Origin of the sequence: Rhizobium sp. BK112 (assembly GCF_014193215.1) — a bacterium.
In the GTDB taxonomy this organism is placed as follows: domain Bacteria; phylum Pseudomonadota; class Alphaproteobacteria; order Rhizobiales; family Rhizobiaceae; genus Rhizobium; species Rhizobium anhuiense.
On record NZ_JACHYZ010000016.1, the window covers coordinates 15,558 to 31,931 of the forward strand.

The 16,374-nt window shown below is 58.7% G+C and carries 17 protein-coding genes and 2 pseudogenes; 9 read left to right on the plus strand and 10 right to left on the minus strand.

Going from position 1 to position 16,374, the window contains the following annotated elements:
- Positions 1–3: 3 nt before the first annotated feature.
- The 9 genes and pseudogenes from FHT75_RS30520 (at position 4) to FHT75_RS30555 (ending at position 8,551) form a co-directional block, all read left to right on the plus strand.
- On the plus strand, positions 4–1,440 hold the full coding sequence (locus tag FHT75_RS30520) for an NAD-dependent succinate-semialdehyde dehydrogenase (protein ID WP_183845684.1): 1,437 nt from the start codon (positions 4–6) through the stop codon (positions 1,438–1,440).
- An 11-nt stretch (positions 1,441–1,451) separates the two neighbouring features.
- Entirely contained in the window at positions 1,452–2,261 is an 810-nt protein-coding gene (locus FHT75_RS30525; RefSeq protein WP_183845685.1) for an HpcH/HpaI aldolase family protein, read from the plus strand.
- Entirely contained in the window at positions 2,261–3,229 is a 969-nt protein-coding gene (locus FHT75_RS30530; RefSeq protein ID WP_183845686.1) for a hydroxyacid dehydrogenase, read from the plus strand. The genes FHT75_RS30525 and FHT75_RS30530 overlap by 1 nt, the downstream gene beginning before the upstream one ends.
- A gap of 271 nt (positions 3,230–3,500) precedes the next feature.
- A complete protein-coding gene (locus tag FHT75_RS30535) occupies positions 3,501–4,577 on the plus strand; it encodes a sugar ABC transporter substrate-binding protein (protein ID WP_183845687.1) in 1,077 nt (358 codons plus the stop codon).
- A gap of 75 nt (positions 4,578–4,652) precedes the next feature.
- The gene (locus FHT75_RS30540) at positions 4,653–5,468 is read left to right on the plus strand and encodes an ATP-binding cassette domain-containing protein (protein WP_183845688.1); all 816 of its coding nucleotides are present in this window, start codon (positions 4,653–4,655) and stop codon (positions 5,466–5,468) included.
- 33 nt (positions 5,469–5,501) lie between these two features.
- Positions 5,502–6,701: a sugar ABC transporter permease gene (locus tag FHT75_RS30545; RefSeq protein WP_183845689.1), complete on the plus strand. Its 1,200-nt coding sequence runs from the start codon at positions 5,502–5,504 to the stop codon at positions 6,699–6,701.
- Positions 6,702–6,809: 108 nt separating this feature from the next.
- Positions 6,810–7,682: a MurR/RpiR family transcriptional regulator gene (locus tag FHT75_RS30550; RefSeq protein ID WP_183845690.1), complete on the plus strand. Its 873-nt coding sequence runs from the start codon at positions 6,810–6,812 to the stop codon at positions 7,680–7,682.
- A gap of 337 nt (positions 7,683–8,019) precedes the next feature.
- Positions 8,020–8,109 (plus strand): annotated as a pseudogene (locus FHT75_RS36040) (sigma factor); the annotation flags it as partial.
- Positions 8,110–8,179: 70 nt separating this feature from the next.
- Entirely contained in the window at positions 8,180–8,551 is a 372-nt protein-coding gene (locus FHT75_RS30555) for a sigma factor-like helix-turn-helix DNA-binding protein (RefSeq protein WP_246713028.1), read from the plus strand.
- Here FHT75_RS30555 and FHT75_RS30560 read toward each other — a convergent pair.
- The 10 genes and pseudogenes from FHT75_RS30560 to FHT75_RS36050 form a co-directional block, all read right to left on the minus strand.
- Positions 8,515–8,904 (minus strand): response regulator, encoded by a 390-nt coding sequence (locus FHT75_RS30560; RefSeq protein ID WP_183845691.1) that lies wholly within the window; start codon positions 8,902–8,904, stop codon positions 8,515–8,517. The genes FHT75_RS30555 and FHT75_RS30560 overlap by 37 nt on opposite strands.
- 74 nt (positions 8,905–8,978) lie before the next feature.
- Positions 8,979–11,180: a CheR family methyltransferase gene (locus FHT75_RS30565; protein WP_312865400.1), complete on the minus strand. Its 2,202-nt coding sequence runs from the start codon at positions 11,178–11,180 to the stop codon at positions 8,979–8,981.
- Entirely contained in the window at positions 11,177–11,578 is a 402-nt protein-coding gene (locus tag FHT75_RS36045) for a hypothetical protein (protein ID WP_246713025.1), read from the minus strand. The genes FHT75_RS30565 and FHT75_RS36045 overlap by 4 nt, the downstream gene beginning before the upstream one ends.
- Positions 11,579–12,061: 483 nt before the next feature.
- Positions 12,062–12,643: a BA14K family protein gene (locus tag FHT75_RS30570; RefSeq protein ID WP_183845692.1), complete on the minus strand. Its 582-nt coding sequence runs from the start codon at positions 12,641–12,643 to the stop codon at positions 12,062–12,064.
- Positions 12,640–12,807, minus strand: a complete 168-nt coding sequence (locus FHT75_RS30575) for a hypothetical protein (protein ID WP_018241696.1) — start codon at positions 12,805–12,807, stop codon at positions 12,640–12,642. The genes FHT75_RS30570 and FHT75_RS30575 overlap by 4 nt, the downstream gene beginning before the upstream one ends.
- Positions 12,808–12,862: 55 nt before the next feature.
- Positions 12,863–13,744, minus strand: coding sequence for a DUF1236 domain-containing protein (locus FHT75_RS30580; RefSeq protein ID WP_183845693.1), 882 nt, complete (start codon positions 13,742–13,744; stop codon positions 12,863–12,865).
- A gap of 101 nt (positions 13,745–13,845) precedes the next feature.
- Positions 13,846–14,241 (minus strand): DUF1236 domain-containing protein, encoded by a 396-nt coding sequence (locus FHT75_RS30585; RefSeq protein WP_157213793.1) that lies wholly within the window; start codon positions 14,239–14,241, stop codon positions 13,846–13,848.
- Positions 14,242–14,372: 131 nt separating this feature from the next.
- Positions 14,373–14,645 (minus strand): BON domain-containing protein, encoded by a 273-nt coding sequence (locus FHT75_RS30590; RefSeq protein ID WP_183845694.1) that lies wholly within the window; start codon positions 14,643–14,645, stop codon positions 14,373–14,375.
- A 354-nt stretch (positions 14,646–14,999) separates the two neighbouring features.
- Entirely contained in the window at positions 15,000–15,614 is a 615-nt protein-coding gene (locus FHT75_RS30595; protein ID WP_183845695.1) for a response regulator, read from the minus strand.
- A gap of 246 nt (positions 15,615–15,860) precedes the next feature.
- A pseudogene (locus FHT75_RS36050) lies at positions 15,861–16,090 on the minus strand (hypothetical protein); the annotation flags it as partial.
- Between the last annotated feature and the right edge of the window lie 284 nt (positions 16,091–16,374).

Below are 16,374 nucleotides of genomic sequence, written 5' to 3' on the forward strand. Positions count from 1 at the left end.
ACCATGTACAGGAATTTCGGACTCTTCATTGGTGGCCAGTGGCGCGACGCTGAAGACAAGGCGACCGCAGAGGTCATGAGCCCGGTCACGCAGGACGCGCTGGGTAGCGTGCCCGTGGCAACCGTCGGTGATACCCAGCAAGCACTGACAGCCGCGCGCAAAGGATTCGACGCCTGGAAGGCGACATCGGCCTTTGCAAGAGCAGACGCCCTCCATCGCATCGCCGACGAGATGCTTCGCCGTACGGACGAAGCAAAACGCATGATCTCGCTGGAAACGGGAAAGCCCATCGCTCAGTCGGAGCGGGAGTGGGGGCTGGCCGTCGACCAGTTTCGATGGTTTGCGGAAGAGGCGCGCCGTATCTACGGACGCATTATCGAAACGCGTGTCCCCGGCGGTCGTTTCGAGGTCACCCGCGAACCCGTCGGTATCATCGGCGCCTTCACGGCCTGGAATTTTCCGGCCGCGCTCGTCGCCCGCAAGGCTGCTCCGGCCTTGGCAGCGGGATGTTCCATCCTCATCCGACCGTCGACGCAGACACCGGGCGTTGCCATGGTCATGGTCGATTGCATGCGGGCGGGGAACCTGCCTGCCGGCACTGTAAACCTTGTCGTCGGCCCTACCGGGACAACCTACACGCCGATCATGGCCGACAAGGCTGTGCGCAAGGTCTCCCTGACGGGTTCGACCCGCGTCGGCCAGCAGATGATCCGGGATGCCGCAGATACGGTGAAGAAGGTGTCCATGGAACTTGGCGGCAATGCGCCACTCATCGTCTATGACGACGCCGATCTCGAGCTTGCCCTCAATGTCTCCGTTCCGACCAAGTTCGCCAATGCTGGCCAGGTTTGCGTTACCCCGGACCGGTTTTTCATTCATGAAGGACTTTACGACGCCTTCGTGGACGGCTTCGTCGCTCGTGCCAACGCCCTGAAGCTGGGTGATGGACTGGATGCCGCCGTGCAGATGGGCCCACTCATCAACGGCGGACGGCTGACCGAGATTGAATCCATCGTGTCCGATGCCGTGAAAGCCGGAGCTCGTGTCGCGGCGGGCGGGGAACGCGCTTCCGAATTCAACGCTGGCCACTTCTACAAGCCGACTGTTCTGACCGATGTCACCGATGACATGAAGGTCTTTTCCGAGGAGAATTTCGGCCCTATTGCCGCGATCACCAGGTTCAAGGATGAGGACGAGGTCCTTTCGCGCGCGAACGCCTGCGACGTGGGTCTTTCGGCCTACGCATTCACGCGCTCGCCAGATCGCGCACGTCGCACGGTCGCTGCGCTGAAGGCGGGCATGGTGGGTATCAACAGCTTTGCGCTCGCGGCATCCGAGGCTCCCTTCGGCGGCACCAACCATTCCGGGATGGGTCGCGAGGGCGGGATCGAAGGCATCAGTGACTACCTCGACACCAAGCTCGCGCAGATCGTGTTCTAAGGGATGGTGGCATGATCAAGAACAAGCTGAAGGAAATCTGGGCCGGGGAGTGCCCGTCGATCAACGGCTGGCTGTCGATCGGCAATGCGTTCACCGCGGAGATCATGGCCGCGCAGGGATACGACTCGGTCTCGATCGACGTGCAGCATGGGGCCCTGGACTACAGCGCGGTGTTGGGGATGTTCCAGGCGATGCGCGCATCCGGCGTGGTGCCAATGGCCCGGGTGCCGTGGCTTGAGCCGGGCATCATCATGAAGGTCCTCGATGCTGGCGCCTACGGCGTGATCTGCCCGATGGTCAACACCGCCGAGCAGGCGGCCGAATTCGTAAGCTACGTGCGCTATCCCCCGCATGGCCAACGTAGCTTTGGCCCGACCCGTGTCAGCTTCGCTGCCGGTGCGAATTATGCCGGCGAGGCGAATGACGAAATCCTTGCCTTCGCCATGGTCGAAACCCGACAGGCGATGGACAATCTCGAGGCCATCGCAGCCACGCCGGGTCTGGACGGAATCTATGTCGGGCCGGCGGATCTCACTTTCAGTCTCACACAGGGTCGCCTTGTGCCCGCTTTCGATCGCGAAGAGCCGGAGATAATCGACGCGTTGCAGACGATCATCGCCGCCTGCAAGCGGAACAATATTCGAGCGGCGCTGCACTGCGGCACGCCGGACTATGCGGCGCGTGCCATCGGGTGGGGTTTCGACATGACGACGGTTTCCGGCGACAGTCGTCTGCTTGCGGCGGCGGCGGCGGCGAGCGTCGCGAAGTTCCGCGAAGCCGTCGGCCAGATGGCTGGTGCGAACGAGAAGGGGGCGTACTGATGCCGCATATTCTCGTCGCCGGAAAGCTGCACCCTTCTGGGGTTACCCTGCTGGAGAACGCGACTGGCGTCACGTTCGACTATGTCGAGGAAGTGTCGGAACAGTCCTATCGGCCCTTTATCGGCAAGGCCGATGCACTGGTTCTCCGCACGCAGCCTTTGTCTGCGCCGACCGTCGCAGCAGCGACCTCGCTCAAGGTTGTCTCCCGTCACGGGGTCGGCTACGACGCCGTCGATCTCCCTTCGCTGAACGAGCGTGGCATTGCGCTTACAATCGTCGGAGATGTCAATTCGGTTTCGGTCGCCGAACATGCGATGATGATGATCCTTTCCGCCGCCAAGCGGGTCCTGCGCGGCGACCATGCCGTGAGATCGCCGGCTGAATGGGGCTGGCGCAATCGCCTCGAAGCCGAAGAGATCTCCGGAAAACGGCTGCTGATCGTCGGATATGGTCGCATCGGACGCCACCTTTCCCGAATGGCGCTCGGCTTCGGCATGGAGATCAGGGCATTTGATCCTTTTCTGCAGGCTCAGGGCTGGCCGCAGGGCCAAGTCCTGCCTTGCGACGATCTTCTCGCCGGGCTGCGATGGGCCGACGTCGTCTCCATCAATATTCCAAAGGCCGATCAGCCGATCATCCGGGAGAAGGAATTGGCCGCGATGAAGCCAGGCGCTATCCTCGTGAATACCGCGCGTGGCGGCGTGGTTGACGAAAGGGCTTTGGTCGAAGCGTTGAAATCGGGGCGCGTCGGAGCCGCGGGCCTGGACGTTTTCGATGACGAACCGCCGGCGGAAAACAACGAGTTGCTCACGTTCGACCAGGTGATCCTGTCACCCCACATCGCGGGTCTTACCCGCGAGTGTGGCGAGCGCATGGCGATCGCGTCGGTCCAGAACGTGCTTGATTACTTCGCCGGTGAGATCGATCCGAATCTCGTCGTCAATGGCGCAGAGCTTCAGCGCTCCTGACAGTCACCGCTTCAAAAACCCCGCATGGACGCGCAGTCTCCGGATGGGGAGCCGGGCTGGGGTCTGGTTTCTGCAACGTTAATTGCCAACGCTATATTCCGCACTATTTGTTGAATTTTCCTTTGACTCATCGATCATTGCCGATTAGGCTTCTTCGCAATGATCGTTGCATTTTGATTTGTGGCAATCATGGACGACGGAGGAAGTGCTGGGAGGCGCGTTCCGGGAAATCCGTCAGATCAAAACCGCGCGTTTCCATGGGAGGTTTGAGATGGAACGACTGATACGCAGCCTTTTAGCGACTACCATTATCGCCGCCGTAGCCGGTGGCGTCGCCTTCGGACGGGACAAGGCCAAAGTTTTTTTCCTTCTTCCGAACCAGACGACCATCCGCTTCGAGAGCCGCGACGCTCCGTTCTTCGTTGCAGCAATGAAGGAGAAGGCACCTGACGTCGAGGTCGTGGTGCAGAACGCTCAGGGCGATCCCAACAAGCAGCAGGCTCAGGTCGAAGACGCCATCGCACAAGGCGCGAAACTCATCCTCCTGACCTCGGCCGACGCCAACCTGGCGGCGGGTGGTCTCGCCGCGGCCGCGAAGGCGAACGTTCCTGTCGTTCTCTACGACCACGATGCCGTCGGCGGTAAAGCGGAGGCGCACATCGTGTTCGACTCCCTTGCAGTCGGCCAGGCTCAGGGCAAGCGTGCTGCGGAACTCATCAACGCAATGTCGAAAACGCCGGTCAAGGTTGCGCGCGTCAAGGGCAATCAGGGGGAATATGGCACAGGTCAATATGAGAAGGGTCAGAACGAATTCCTTCAGCCGCTGATCGACTCCGGCAAAGTCAAGGTGGTCTGCGAGCAGTACACGCAGAACTGGGATCCGGTTCTTGCACAGAATTTCGCAGAGGATTGCCTGACGAAGAATGGCGGCGATGTAGACGTCTTCCTCGGCATGAACGATGGGACGACCGGGGGATCGGTCGCAGCCCTGATCTCGCAGGGTGCCAAGCCGGGCGACAAGCTGGTCACTGGAGGACAGGACGCGACAGTCGAGGCACTGCGCTACATTGCTCAGGGCTGGCAGGACAACTCCGTCCTGAAGGACTTGAAGGTTCAGGCGACGGAGGCAGCCGAAGTCGTGGCATCGATCGTCGCAGGCAAGGGCGTGCCGAAGGAACTGGTCAACGGCAAGGTCAACAACACGTTCATGGACGTGCCAGCCGTATTCCTGCCGGTCAGCAACATCACGAAGGACAATCTCGGCGACGTTGTTACCAAGGGCGTTTGGACCTGGGCAGAGATCTGCAAAGGCATCGAAACGACCGACGTCTGCAAGAAAAACCTTTGATCTGATCAACGCGATGGGTGAGGGCGGCTCGCCACCTTCCTCCATCGCGCGATCAGGATTGAATGAGAGGCTAACATGACCGCGACCGAAACAGGGCGTTCAGAACAAAAGTCATTTCCCAACCATACTTCGGTGCCGCTCGTTGCAATGCGAAACATCCAGAAGTCGTTCGGGTCGGTCCACGCCCTGCGAGGCGCGTCCGTGGAGGTCCATGCCGGCGAAATCGTCGCGCTGGTGGGCGACAACGGTGCGGGTAAGTCCACACTGGTGAAAGTCATGGCGGGAGTCTACGCCGCCGACTCCGGGGAATTCGAGATCGATGGAAAGCCGGCCAACATCCGCACACCCGCCGACGCGACCAAACATGGCATTGCGACGGTCTATCAGGATCTGGCGCTCTGCAACAATCTGGATGCTGTGCAGAACCTCTTTCTCGGAAGAGAACTGACGGGACCGGGCTGGTTCGGTCGACGTATCCGTCGCGCGGAGTGCGAAGTGCGCGCCCGCGAGGTGATGACAAGAATGCGGCTCGGAAACCTCTCCCTGACGCGCCCGGTTGGCGCCATGTCGGGAGGGCAACGTCAGAACATCGCCATCGCCAGATCCATCCTCTGGACACCGAAGGTCGTCATCCTCGATGAGCCGACAGCCGCGCTCAGCCACTCCGCCGCCCAACAGGTCGCTGACCTGATCCGTGGGCTGGCGGACGATGGATTGGGGATCGTCATCGTCAGCCACGACATCCACCATTTCGTCGTCAATGCAACTGATAGGATCGAGGTCATGCGCCTTGGGGCCAATGCCGCGAGCTTCCGATCAAAGGATGTGACAGGTGAAATGGTCGTCAACGCCATGGTCGGTGGCAATGAAGGCGTCAATCTCGCCGGCTGACCAGAGCCGCCGCAGTTTCGAGGAATGAACATCATGGCTTCCATCACAACGACGACCGCGCCGAAACGGCGCACCTTCGGAGAACTCCTCAATAGCGACCTCCGGGCCCTCCCCGTTGTCATCGCGCTCGTCGCACTGTGGATCTTTTTCAGCACCCAGAGCGATATCTTTCTCACGCCGAGAAATCTGTCCAACCTGCTGCAGCAGTCGACGGTGGTTGGCGTTATGGCGCTCGGGCTGATGTTCGTTCTTCTGGTAAAGGAAATCGACCTGTCGATCGCCGCCATCCATGGCGTGACATCGGTTCTGAGTGCCAAGCTGATCGTTGACTATGGCTTCTCACCTTGGCTCGCGCTTCCCGCCGCGGTGGTCATCGGGGCCGCAATCGGTTCCTGTTCGGCACGGTGGGTAAACTGGATCGGCGTTCCGTCATTCGTCGTGACGCTCGGACTTGGGCTTGCGCTGAATGGCATCCAGTTGCTTCTGCTGCCTGCAACGGCGCGCTATGGCCTCATGGGAACGGGCGTGGAATATATCGCGCAGACGACTATCCAGGGTTTTGGTGCGTGGATCACCTGGCTGATCTGCGTCACGTTGCTAGCGGCTCTGGTCCTTTCAGGCGTCGGAAGGCGGCGGCGCGCCGGCCTGGAAGTTTCGCTCCTTCATAGAGTGGTGCTGCCCATCGTCGGCGCTGGCGTCTTGGGCGCGATCGTGGTGGTCGTCCTCAATGCCAGCCAGGGAATTCCGCTGCCGGTCCTGATGTTCGTCGCTCTTCTCGCCATTGGCGGCTATGTCCTGAACGAGACGCAGTTTGGCCTTTATCTCTACGCTGTCGGCAACAACGACGAGGCAGCCCGTCGCGCCGGGATCAAAGTCCCGCTCATTCGCATGGCTGCCTTCGCAATCGCCGGTGGCGTCGCTGCCATCGCCGGCATCGTCGCATCGTCCAGAACGCTTGGCGTCGGCGTGTTTTCCGGCGGCGGCGTCGGGGGCGGCACGTTGCTTTTGGAATCCATCGCAGCTGCTGTCATCGGTGGCGTCAGCCTGTTTGGCGGACGTGGCGCAATTCACGCCGCACTGCTCGGAGCGTTGGTAATCGGGACCGTGCAGAATGGCCTCAATCTCATGGGCGTCGAAAACGAAGTTCGTCTGATCGTCACGGGCTTGTTATTGGTGTTGGCGGTTTCGATCGACAAGATCATCGAAAAGCTGACAGGGCAGCAGTCATTTTGATCAGCCTTGAGGGGGCACACAGCCGGTCGGTATGCCCCGTGATGGTTTTCGCATTGCCAAAGCTTGGGAAGTCGGCGAATGATGCAATGAAATTTGCAGGTCTGAAGAATGGCAAAAACTGACGCACCCAGGGACTATGAGGAATTCATAAGGCTGGTTCACGATCGCTATGGTGATATGAGCAAGTCCTATCAAAAGATCTCGGTTTATCTGACACAGAACCCGAACGACGTTGCGGTCCTGTCTGTTCATGCAATCGCCGACCGTTGTGGTGTCCATGCTTCAAGTTTTGTCCGCTTCGCACAGTCGCTGGGGTACGAGGGCTTTAAGGATCTTCAAGGTCTCTTTCAACGGCGCCTCTCGACCGCCGCACCTGGCTTTGAAGCCCGCAAGAAAGCCTTGGAAACCGAACTGGGCGCGCGCGAAGACAAAAGTGAAACTGCCTTCCTTCATGACCTGGTTGTCCGAGATATAGCCTCCCTTCAGGACCTACTCGAGCAGATCTCTGGTGACGATCTGACGACAGCCGTCGACTTGCTGCAGAAAAGCGAGACCATCTACCTGATTGGTCAACTTCGCTCGGCGCCGATCGTCGAGTTGCTGCGCTATATCCTGACCATGCTTGGGAAACGGTGCGTGCTGCTTGATCCAGGTGGCGGACTTGCGACCCATATGGCCCGCACAATGGGAAAGAATGATCTGCTATTTGCTGTCTCGTTTCGTTTCTACGCGACCGAAGTAGTCAACGTCGTGGAGGATACGGCAAAACGCGGCGTTCCCATCGTCGCAATTTCCGACAGCACGCTGTCACCCCTGGCGAAGTCGGCAACCGTTCTGTTTCCGGTTCCAGAGCACGAGTACACCTTCTCACGATCTCTGGCGGCGCCGATGTGCCTTGCACAGGCCCTAGCTGTCGCTCTCGCCAGTCGACTTCAGGGAAGCGACGAGGCGCCTCGCATTCCTATCGTTACTGGGCGTTAGCCTCGCCATCGTCCTGGGTTCATATTTGTTCAAGAACATCAGGTTGCCACCGACGTCCAACTCAAAGTGCACGGAATTTGCGTTTTCACGCGACGGACGCACCAATGTCCCGCTCGCCTTCAACAGCATCGCCCCGCGCGGCAAGCGCCGCCATCACCTCCACACAACCCTATCAAACGTGTCTCAGGCATCGATTTTTTGGAAGGATGGGAACTTTTGTGTGCCGAGGCTCATTTGCCAGTTGGCGGCTAGGAGACCGTTGATCTCCAGATGCGCAAGCCGCCTGCGGAGAAAGGCTATGACCGACACAGCGCAAATAGATCGGCTCAAGGCCGAAATGGTGGGCCTTGTTCTCAAGCTTCGGAATTTTGCTCGGCGATTTTACAGCAACCACCATGACGCCGAAGATCTCGTGCAGGAAACGCTCTTAAAGGCGCTGGCTAATCTCGACAAGTTTGAAGAGGGTACGCAGCTCAAATCATGGGTTAATGACGGTCATGCGCAATACATTCTGCACACGCTACAGGAACGCAAAGCGCGAGGTGGTCGTACCCGAGGAGGCAATCTCAGAGTGGGCAACGATCGATGCGCCGCAGGAATGGCAGACAAGGATCCGGGAGCTTGCGGACGCATTCGAACATCTTTCTCCCGTTCGGCAACAAGCCTTGACGGCCGTTGTGCTCAAAGGCGCAACTTACGAGAAAGCTGCAACGGACGCCGGATGTGCAATCGGCACAATCAAAAGCAGGATCAACCGCGCGCGCGAGCAGATGGCTGCGGAAATCGGTTCAAGACCTGCCCTTGACGGGAAATCTCGGCACGTCGGCAACAATCACGCGTCTAAGGCTGGACGACCAAAAAGCCCCTGAGCGATTTTCTCCAATTCCACCGGTTTTTCGCAGAGCACATAACCGCTAAACCGACCTGGAATAACCGAGGGATCGTAGGCAGTCGCGAATACGAATGGAATACCCATTTCATCGAGACGATCCGCTACCGGAAATACAAGCGCGTCATCGAGGAATACATCCAGGATAGCGGCATCAATTGCCTCCGCTTGGATGAGAGCAAGTGCCTGCTCGATGCGCGGAGCGGGCCCGACAACGGTTGCGCCTAACTTGATGAGACTTTTGCGCGTCTCGTTCGCCAGCAGGAACTCATCCTCGACGACGAGCACGCGCTTGCCGGCGAAAAGGGCGCTGTAGGGAAAGCCAGGCTTCATTTACGACCTCCGCCGAAAGGTACAACGATCTGGTTGTCCTACTATGGACCTAATGACCAGCATCCTTCTGTTTGCTAACCGAGCGGAAACGAAAGATCGACGGTCAAACCCGCCGGATCGAATTTTGTTTCGACATCGCCTCCAAGCCGGTAACTGATTTCACCTTGCATGAGCGACATCCCGAAACCTTCAGCTTCCGGTTCGGAAACCACCGGTCCACCCCGTTCGCTCCAGGCAAGAGCGAAGCGATCATTTCGAACATTCCACCGGGCGTCTATCTGGCCCTCGCCATTGCTCAGGGCTCCATATTTCGCAGCGTTGGTTGTGAGTTCGTGAATGACCATTCCCAAGGCGAGCCCACGCTCGGGATTGAGTTTCAGGTTCGGGCCCTCGACCGTGATACGCTCCGCCGCGAAGGGTGAAAGTTCCGCTGAGATTAACTCGTGCACAGAGGCCTCCTTCCAATGCTCTCGCGACAGCAGCCCGTAGGTCCGTGACATCGCCTTCAATCGGCCGATAAACGCTTCGTGAAATGCTTCTGGCGAAGAGGCGGAGTTCAGTGTCTGGGTCGCGATGCTGATAGTAACCGCAAGCATGTTCTTGACGCGATGATTGAGCTCGGAAATCAGAACTTTCTGATGCTCTTCGGCTTCCGCCAAGGTCGTGACATCGATCAGGGTAACGATGACGCCGTCGATCTTGTTATGGTCGCCTCTGTAAGGAATGAGGCGCGCCAAGAAATGGCGGCCCTGATCATTGCGTGGTAGGTGATGATCACGTTTTTCTCCCGAAGCAAAGACCTCGGCGATATGATCATTGAGTTCGGGGTAATCGATATCGCTGGAAAGCTCTGTCAGCGGGCGGCCGACGTCCGACGGGCGCAGTTTGAAGAAACTCGATGCAGTCGGTGTGAAGTTGCGGATGACGAGGTTGCGGTCGAGGAAGATCGTGGCAATCTGCGTGGCGTCGAAGAGGTTTTTCAGATCATTGTTGGCCCGGTCAAGGTCCTCGACCTTGCTATTGAGCTCCGCATTGATGGTGTTGAGCTCTTCATTGAGCGACTGCATCTCCTCCTTCGACGCCTCCAGCTCTTCATTCGAGGATTGGGCTTCCTCGTTGACCGATACCAATTCCTCGTTCGAAGATTTCAATTCCTCCAAGGCTGTCTCATATTCCTCGATCGTCGACTGCAGTCGTTCCCGCGTGTAGCGAAGCTCGCGCTCGAGGTCGGCCGTTTCTTCGTTGTCACGCTTGTCACTTTCGGCCTCCGAGCGCGCCTGCGACGGTCCTACGGTTTGAAACAGGACGACATAGAGAGGTTCGCCGGGCCCGCGGGTTCCAAGTGGCTCGACGGCCAATGTCAGCAGTTGGACGCGGCCTTCTCCCTCGTCGATGGCGACATTTTCCTTTACGATGCGTTGCCTTGACGACGCACATTCGCGCAGGGCCGCTCTGAGATCGAGACGCAGATCCCGCTTTGCCATGTTGAGCAATTGTCGGCTCGGCGCTCCCTGCGGCACCTCAAGAAATTTTCCGGTCCGGCCGGACGAATAGAGGACATCGCCATCCCCGTTGACGACGACATGGGCCGGTGCAAACCCCTCCAGGACCTGGGATTCGACCGTTTGGCGCAACTGTAAGCCGCCAAGGCTTGGCCCATCGTGTCTCGATGCCGGAAACGGGGCGTAGCGCTCGTCTCCAACGAGAATTGGGAGACGGTGCGCGTTCGCATGTTCGCGAGCCTGAAAAATGCGATTTTTCTTGTCGATCGTGTTGAACAGATCGCCATGTTGACCAATGCCCTCCGAGGTGCCGAGGAACAGATATCCGGCAGGTCTCAGAGCATAGTAAAATGCCGGGATAACCCTGCTTTGCACCTCCGGCCCGAGATAAATAAGAAGATTGCGACAGGATACGAGATCGATGCGGGAGAAGGGCGGGTCGCGGATGACGCTATGCGGTGAAAAAATGCAAAGCTCGCGTATGTTGCCGCTGACAACGAAACTCGTCCCATCGCTGCTGAAGTATTTCCTTTTCCTGGCATCCGAAACACCTTCCAGAAGCGCCTCGGGATATCGTGCCGTTCTTGCAATGTGAAGTGCGGGATCATCAATGTCGGTCGCAAATATTTGGACACGGGGAACCAGGGAAAGTCTCTCCATGTGTTCGCGCATGAGAATGGCAATCGAATACACCTCCTCGCCTGTGGCACAGCCGGGAACCCATATTCGGACAGTGTCGGCCGCGGTCTTTCCGGCAAACAATTGCGGGATCACTGCAGTTTCAAGCAGCGAGAAGCATCCGGATCACCGAAGAAATTGGTTACATTGATCAGCAAATCGCTGAAGAGCTTGGATCCCTCGATCGGATCCTCTTCAAGGGATTTTGCGTAGGCCTCGATAGTCTTCACTTGCCTGACTTGCATGCGTCGCCTGACGCGCCTCAGAAAGGTTTTGGTCTTGTACCCAGAAAAGTCGTGACCGGTATGGGTACGCAGGATTAAGTAAATCCGCTCGCGAGATCGTTCGAGGTCTGCAGCCTTGTTGTGCTCGTCAATCTCGCCGAAATCCAAGAGAAGGTCAAAACTGCGCGCGAATGCGATCAATTTCTCGCCCATCTCCTCCGCCGGCAGGGCTAGGTCGATAAGGCCACTTGAAATCGCACTTTGCGGCATGTCCGGATTGCGTGGACCTGAGCCATCGGCGATCTGCCGGCAGGACGGGCTCGATCACTGCCGTTTTGCAAAACGCCAAGCCTCGCTGTGAATCGAAGGCAAACCAAGTCCACGAAGATATTGTCCTGCACGGCGTTCATTCGCGGCACGGTGTGGCAGAATGTTTGTACGTCAGTCACTCGTTGCCCGACCGTCAAGTTCCATAAACTGTACTGCGCTTGAGAAAACGTTTAATTCGTTGAAATACTCAGAAAGCCAGCCCAGACGCCGGTTGGTTCCGTTCAACGCGGCTAGTTCCGGAACCCAAATGATCGGCATGCGAGACCACACTGTCCCGAGCCGGATGATCGGGTAGACCGTGCTCATCGTCGGTTCTGCCCATGCTTCTTCAACTTCTTTCGCGTTCGCTGCAATGCCGAGCTGGCAACCTGCGGCGGCCGTCGTCGATGAGGCGATTTCGCACCGCGCGCCCTCCGCCGATAATCAATTGCTCGTCGCAACGAGATCCGACATGTCGCAGCTGCGCCGCGGTCCTTCCCATGGTTGATATGTATTGTCTTCCGGTCGATACGACTTGTAGCGAGCGGCGCACCGCGCTGCCGCCTGTGCATTCACTTTCGTGCCGACGCCTTCATCGGCCTCGGCGACAGTCCGCTGGAACGGCGAAGAGCAGTCGCGGGTCTCACCGCTATAGGATCGATAACTGTTGGTCGTGGGATCGAAAGAGCGATAACGTTCCCCACACCAGGCAAGATGCGCGGCCGAAAGTCTGGGCTGCGGTGTCTGAAGTTCGGCTGGCGGGCGAGCCGAATCGGGCCTTGCCGCTGACGCCATGCTCGCCGACGCCTCGGTCACATAGCTGGAATAGAGAGGCGGAATTCGTTCATAGGGCTGCTGCCGAGGATCGACTTTTACCGGCGTCGTCGTCCATAGATCGCGCGCTGCGAGCTCCTTGAAGGCGTGAGGTTCGGAATCCGCCACGACATAGGATGCGACAGATGCGGCAGCGACGCAGGCCCCGACCGAGCTTAAGATGCCAAAGGCAACGGATGCAATGGCTTTCATTGTCCCGACCCCTGCTGTTGAACCTGTGGAACCCAGACACGGCCGGCGGCACTGCTATGTCGGCCGCCGGTGGCGACAAGCACGGCGAGAATGCCGGCGATTGCCAGCAGGATGGCAATCAGCGGCACGGCCAGACCACCGGATTTCTCTTCGGAATAGATCATGTTCCTCTCCTCGCTGGCGCTCCGGCGGCGGGGGTCGCCGCCGAGGCGCTGGCTGCTATGCCGCGATGATGTAGACGATGGTGAATGCAGAAGGATCGACGATGACGATCCGGCCGTCGGCAAGAATGAAGAAGCGGTAGCTTTCATATTGCGGAACGATCTTCACGATGCGCGGCGGCAGCGGTTCCAGCCGTACCTTCTTCGGGATCTTCACCCCGACGGAAACCGTGAAGTCGACTTCCTTCACCGGCTCGACATGGACCTCCTTCACCACAGTGCGAATTTCCGTCTGCTGCTCGACCGAGATGTTGACGTTGGTTTTGGTGTTCGTCTGATTGTTCGTCGTCGTATTGCTATTGACGGTTGTTTCAGACGAGCTTTTGTTGGTCGTAGACGAATCCTGATCGGTCGACTGTTTGGACGCATCACCGCTCTGCGTGGTGGTGCCGCTATCCGTGCCCTCTGCGGGCTTGGCATTTTGCGTGCTGTTCTTCGTGCCTGAGGTGGTTGCGCCGCTGTTATCGGTGCCGCCGGACTTGGCGGCGGGCTTCTGTTCGGTGGTCGTGCCGCTACCGGCGTCTTGCGATCCAGGCTTGGTTTCAGTCGAAGCCTTGCCGGAGGCGCTTCCACTCGTCGAAGACTTGTCCTGGGAAGGCTGCTCGGCGCTCTTCTGGGTATCCGAGCCCTGACCGGATTTCTGCTGCGATGACTGGCCCTTGCCTTGCGGGCAGGCTCCCGAGGCGTCGGGGGTGCAGTCGGTGCCAGTGCCGGCGGCGCTAGAGCCGGGCTGCGAACCGGTGTCCGTGCCCGTCTGAGAACCGGATTGGGCCTGGCCGCCGCTCTTGCTGTCCTGCTGGGCTGCTGCCGGCAATGTTGCAAGGGGCGACACGCTCAGTGACAAGGCTGCCATGAGCATGGTGAGATGGTTGCTTTTCATGATCAATCTCCGAGGTTTCGGGCACGCGATGCCGCCTCGCATTCTCATGCGTCGCATGCGTGCCCTCACTGTTAGAAAAACGGCCTAAGCCGGTCCGTCGGTCATTGGATGACCTGGATGACCTTCCGGGAAGAAGGTTCGACGATCACACGCTGATCGTTGATGATCGCGTATGCATATTTCGGATCATCGGGGACTGGTGTCACGACAACGGTCTCCGGCAGGGGCTGTCCTACAACCACCTTCTCCTTCACCACGACGCGTTCGGTCGGGGCCGGAGCCTGCTGGACATAAGTGATCACTTTCTGAGGCGGCGGATCGATGACGCTGCCCGCCACGCCGCCGACGATCGCGCCGACACCTGCACCGACCGGACCGCCGACAATCGCGCCCGTGGCAGCTCCGCCTGCCGCGCCTGTCACCGTTGACGACTGCGCGAAGGCTGACGTCGATGCCAACAGGATGCTGGCGGCAATTCCTACTGCTTTGATATTCATCTGTTTTCCTCCTTTGACGCGGTTGGTTCCGCTGGAGGTCGAAACCGCCAAATAGAAAAACCGTTCCACAGCTCGGACTTCGTGCCGGGGCGACATCGGACCTTGGTCCCAGCCCGTAAGCACACCGCCAACTACTGCATGGGGAAACGGCTCAGCATCCGGTCCTGGACGTTCTCGTGGCCGACGAACATCGCTGCAAGCGAGATGGCTTTCTCGCGGTCGGCGGCGTTTGTTATGTAGCCTTCAAGCAAGACCACGGGGCCGAGCATCCTGATCTCGATGGCGCTGCTGTCGATATCCAGATCAGCGGAAAGGGCCGCTTCGATCGTCGCGATGGTCGAGGCAGAACTATGGCCTTGGGAGCAACCCTCTTCATGGCTGGCGTTGTAGGAACCGAACTTCATACTCTCCTCCTGTTCCGCCCCTCCACGAAACTTCATGTTACTCAAGTCTAATATGAGTAGCGTGCCCTGGCATCACCAGCCGGACTTAGGTCCGGCTTTCCCTCGGCACGATCCGGCTTAGATTCTCCTGATCCCTGCAAGGACGTCAGGCTCGTAATTCTTGCAAGGACGTCAGGGAGGTTCAAGCATGTTGCCCAACTTCAGTCAGAACCTCCCTGATGACTCCCCAACGCCGCAATGGATGCGGAATGCTTTTGCGTTTGTAGGAAACGGATAGAAATCCGAACGGTCGGCGACCTCGAATCCTTGGCGATTAGCCCGTGCGCCTTCAGGGCCGTTGCTACGCTACCTGCGCTAGGCGCCCTGGCGCCATCTGATTGCTGCTTCCGTTCGATTGGTGGCGCCAAGCTTGGACAGTATTACGGTCATGTGATGCTTGATCGTTTTCTCCTGCAGGTCCAGGTGGCGCGCGATATGCTTGTTGGAAAGTCCTTCGGCTACCAGTTCTATCACCTCGAGTTCGCGGGGAGTTAGTAAAGTCCGTTCGACGAAGAGACTTTTCTCGACCATCTTAGCCCGCATGGACGGCGAGACGGACCACGAGCCTCCAACGACCGTTCGAATGGCCTCCGCAAGCTCGCGTGATCCGACACCCTTGACAACGTATCCCGCTGCCCCTCGCCTTAGCGCCGCGACCAGGGATTCGACTTCCTCAGAGGCGGTCAGCATCAGGACCTTTGTCCGTGGGCTTAGCGCCAGGATCTCGGAAATCGCATTGATTCCTCCTCCTGGCATGGACACATCGAGCAGAAGGACGTCAGGTCCATGGGACGCCGCCAACGTGGCCGCGTCATCGGCGCTCGCCCCTTCTCCGACAACGACGAAATCCTTGATTTCGGACAGACTGCGGCTCACCCCTTCTCGAAAAAGAGGGTGGTCGTCCGCGATCGCGATCGTAATGGCTGCCAAGCTGCACCCTCCATTTCCTCGGACTGAAAACCCGTCGCCTGTCGATTGGCGATTTAACAGACCTGGCAAGAGTTTAGAAAACATCCAGAGGCATTGCGGGCGCGACTGAACACTTTTAGTTAGGCCTGTCAGATATCGTGATTTTGCCGCCCGCGGTTTCCACGGTGAGTGGTTTTTGGCCTCAGCGAAACGACATGGTATGCCGGTTCAGATATCTGATCTCGTCCGGCTGCTGGGATAGGACTGTTAGCGAATCTGAAAGATTGCGACGAGCAACTGCGTCGGGAAGCGGCTCAGCATCCGGTCCCGGACGTTCTCCTTGCCGACGGTCATCGCCGCAAGCGAGATGGCTTTCTCGCGGCCGGCGGGATCCGTTATGTAGGCTTAAAGCAGGACCGCGGGGCCGCTTCGATCGCCGCGATGGTCGAGGCTGAACTACCGCCTTGGGAGCAGCGATCTTCATGGTTGGCGTTGTCGGAATATCGTCCTCCTGTTCCGTCCCTCCACGGAGCTTCATGTTACTTCAGGCCTACCATGAGAAGCAGGTCCTGGGAGCGCCAGTCAGACTTAGGTCCGTCTTCCCCTGGGCGCTATCTCGCTTAAATTTTCCTCATCCTTGTTGAGAGGACACCAGGGAGGTTTTAGCAATGTTGCTGTATCCAGTCAGAACCTCCCTGGTGAAGCGCTGTCGATCCATGTCGGGCGTCATGGGGAGTTCCCGAGCGTAGCCTCCGTTGAAAAATTCGAGCACAGCCGCTTC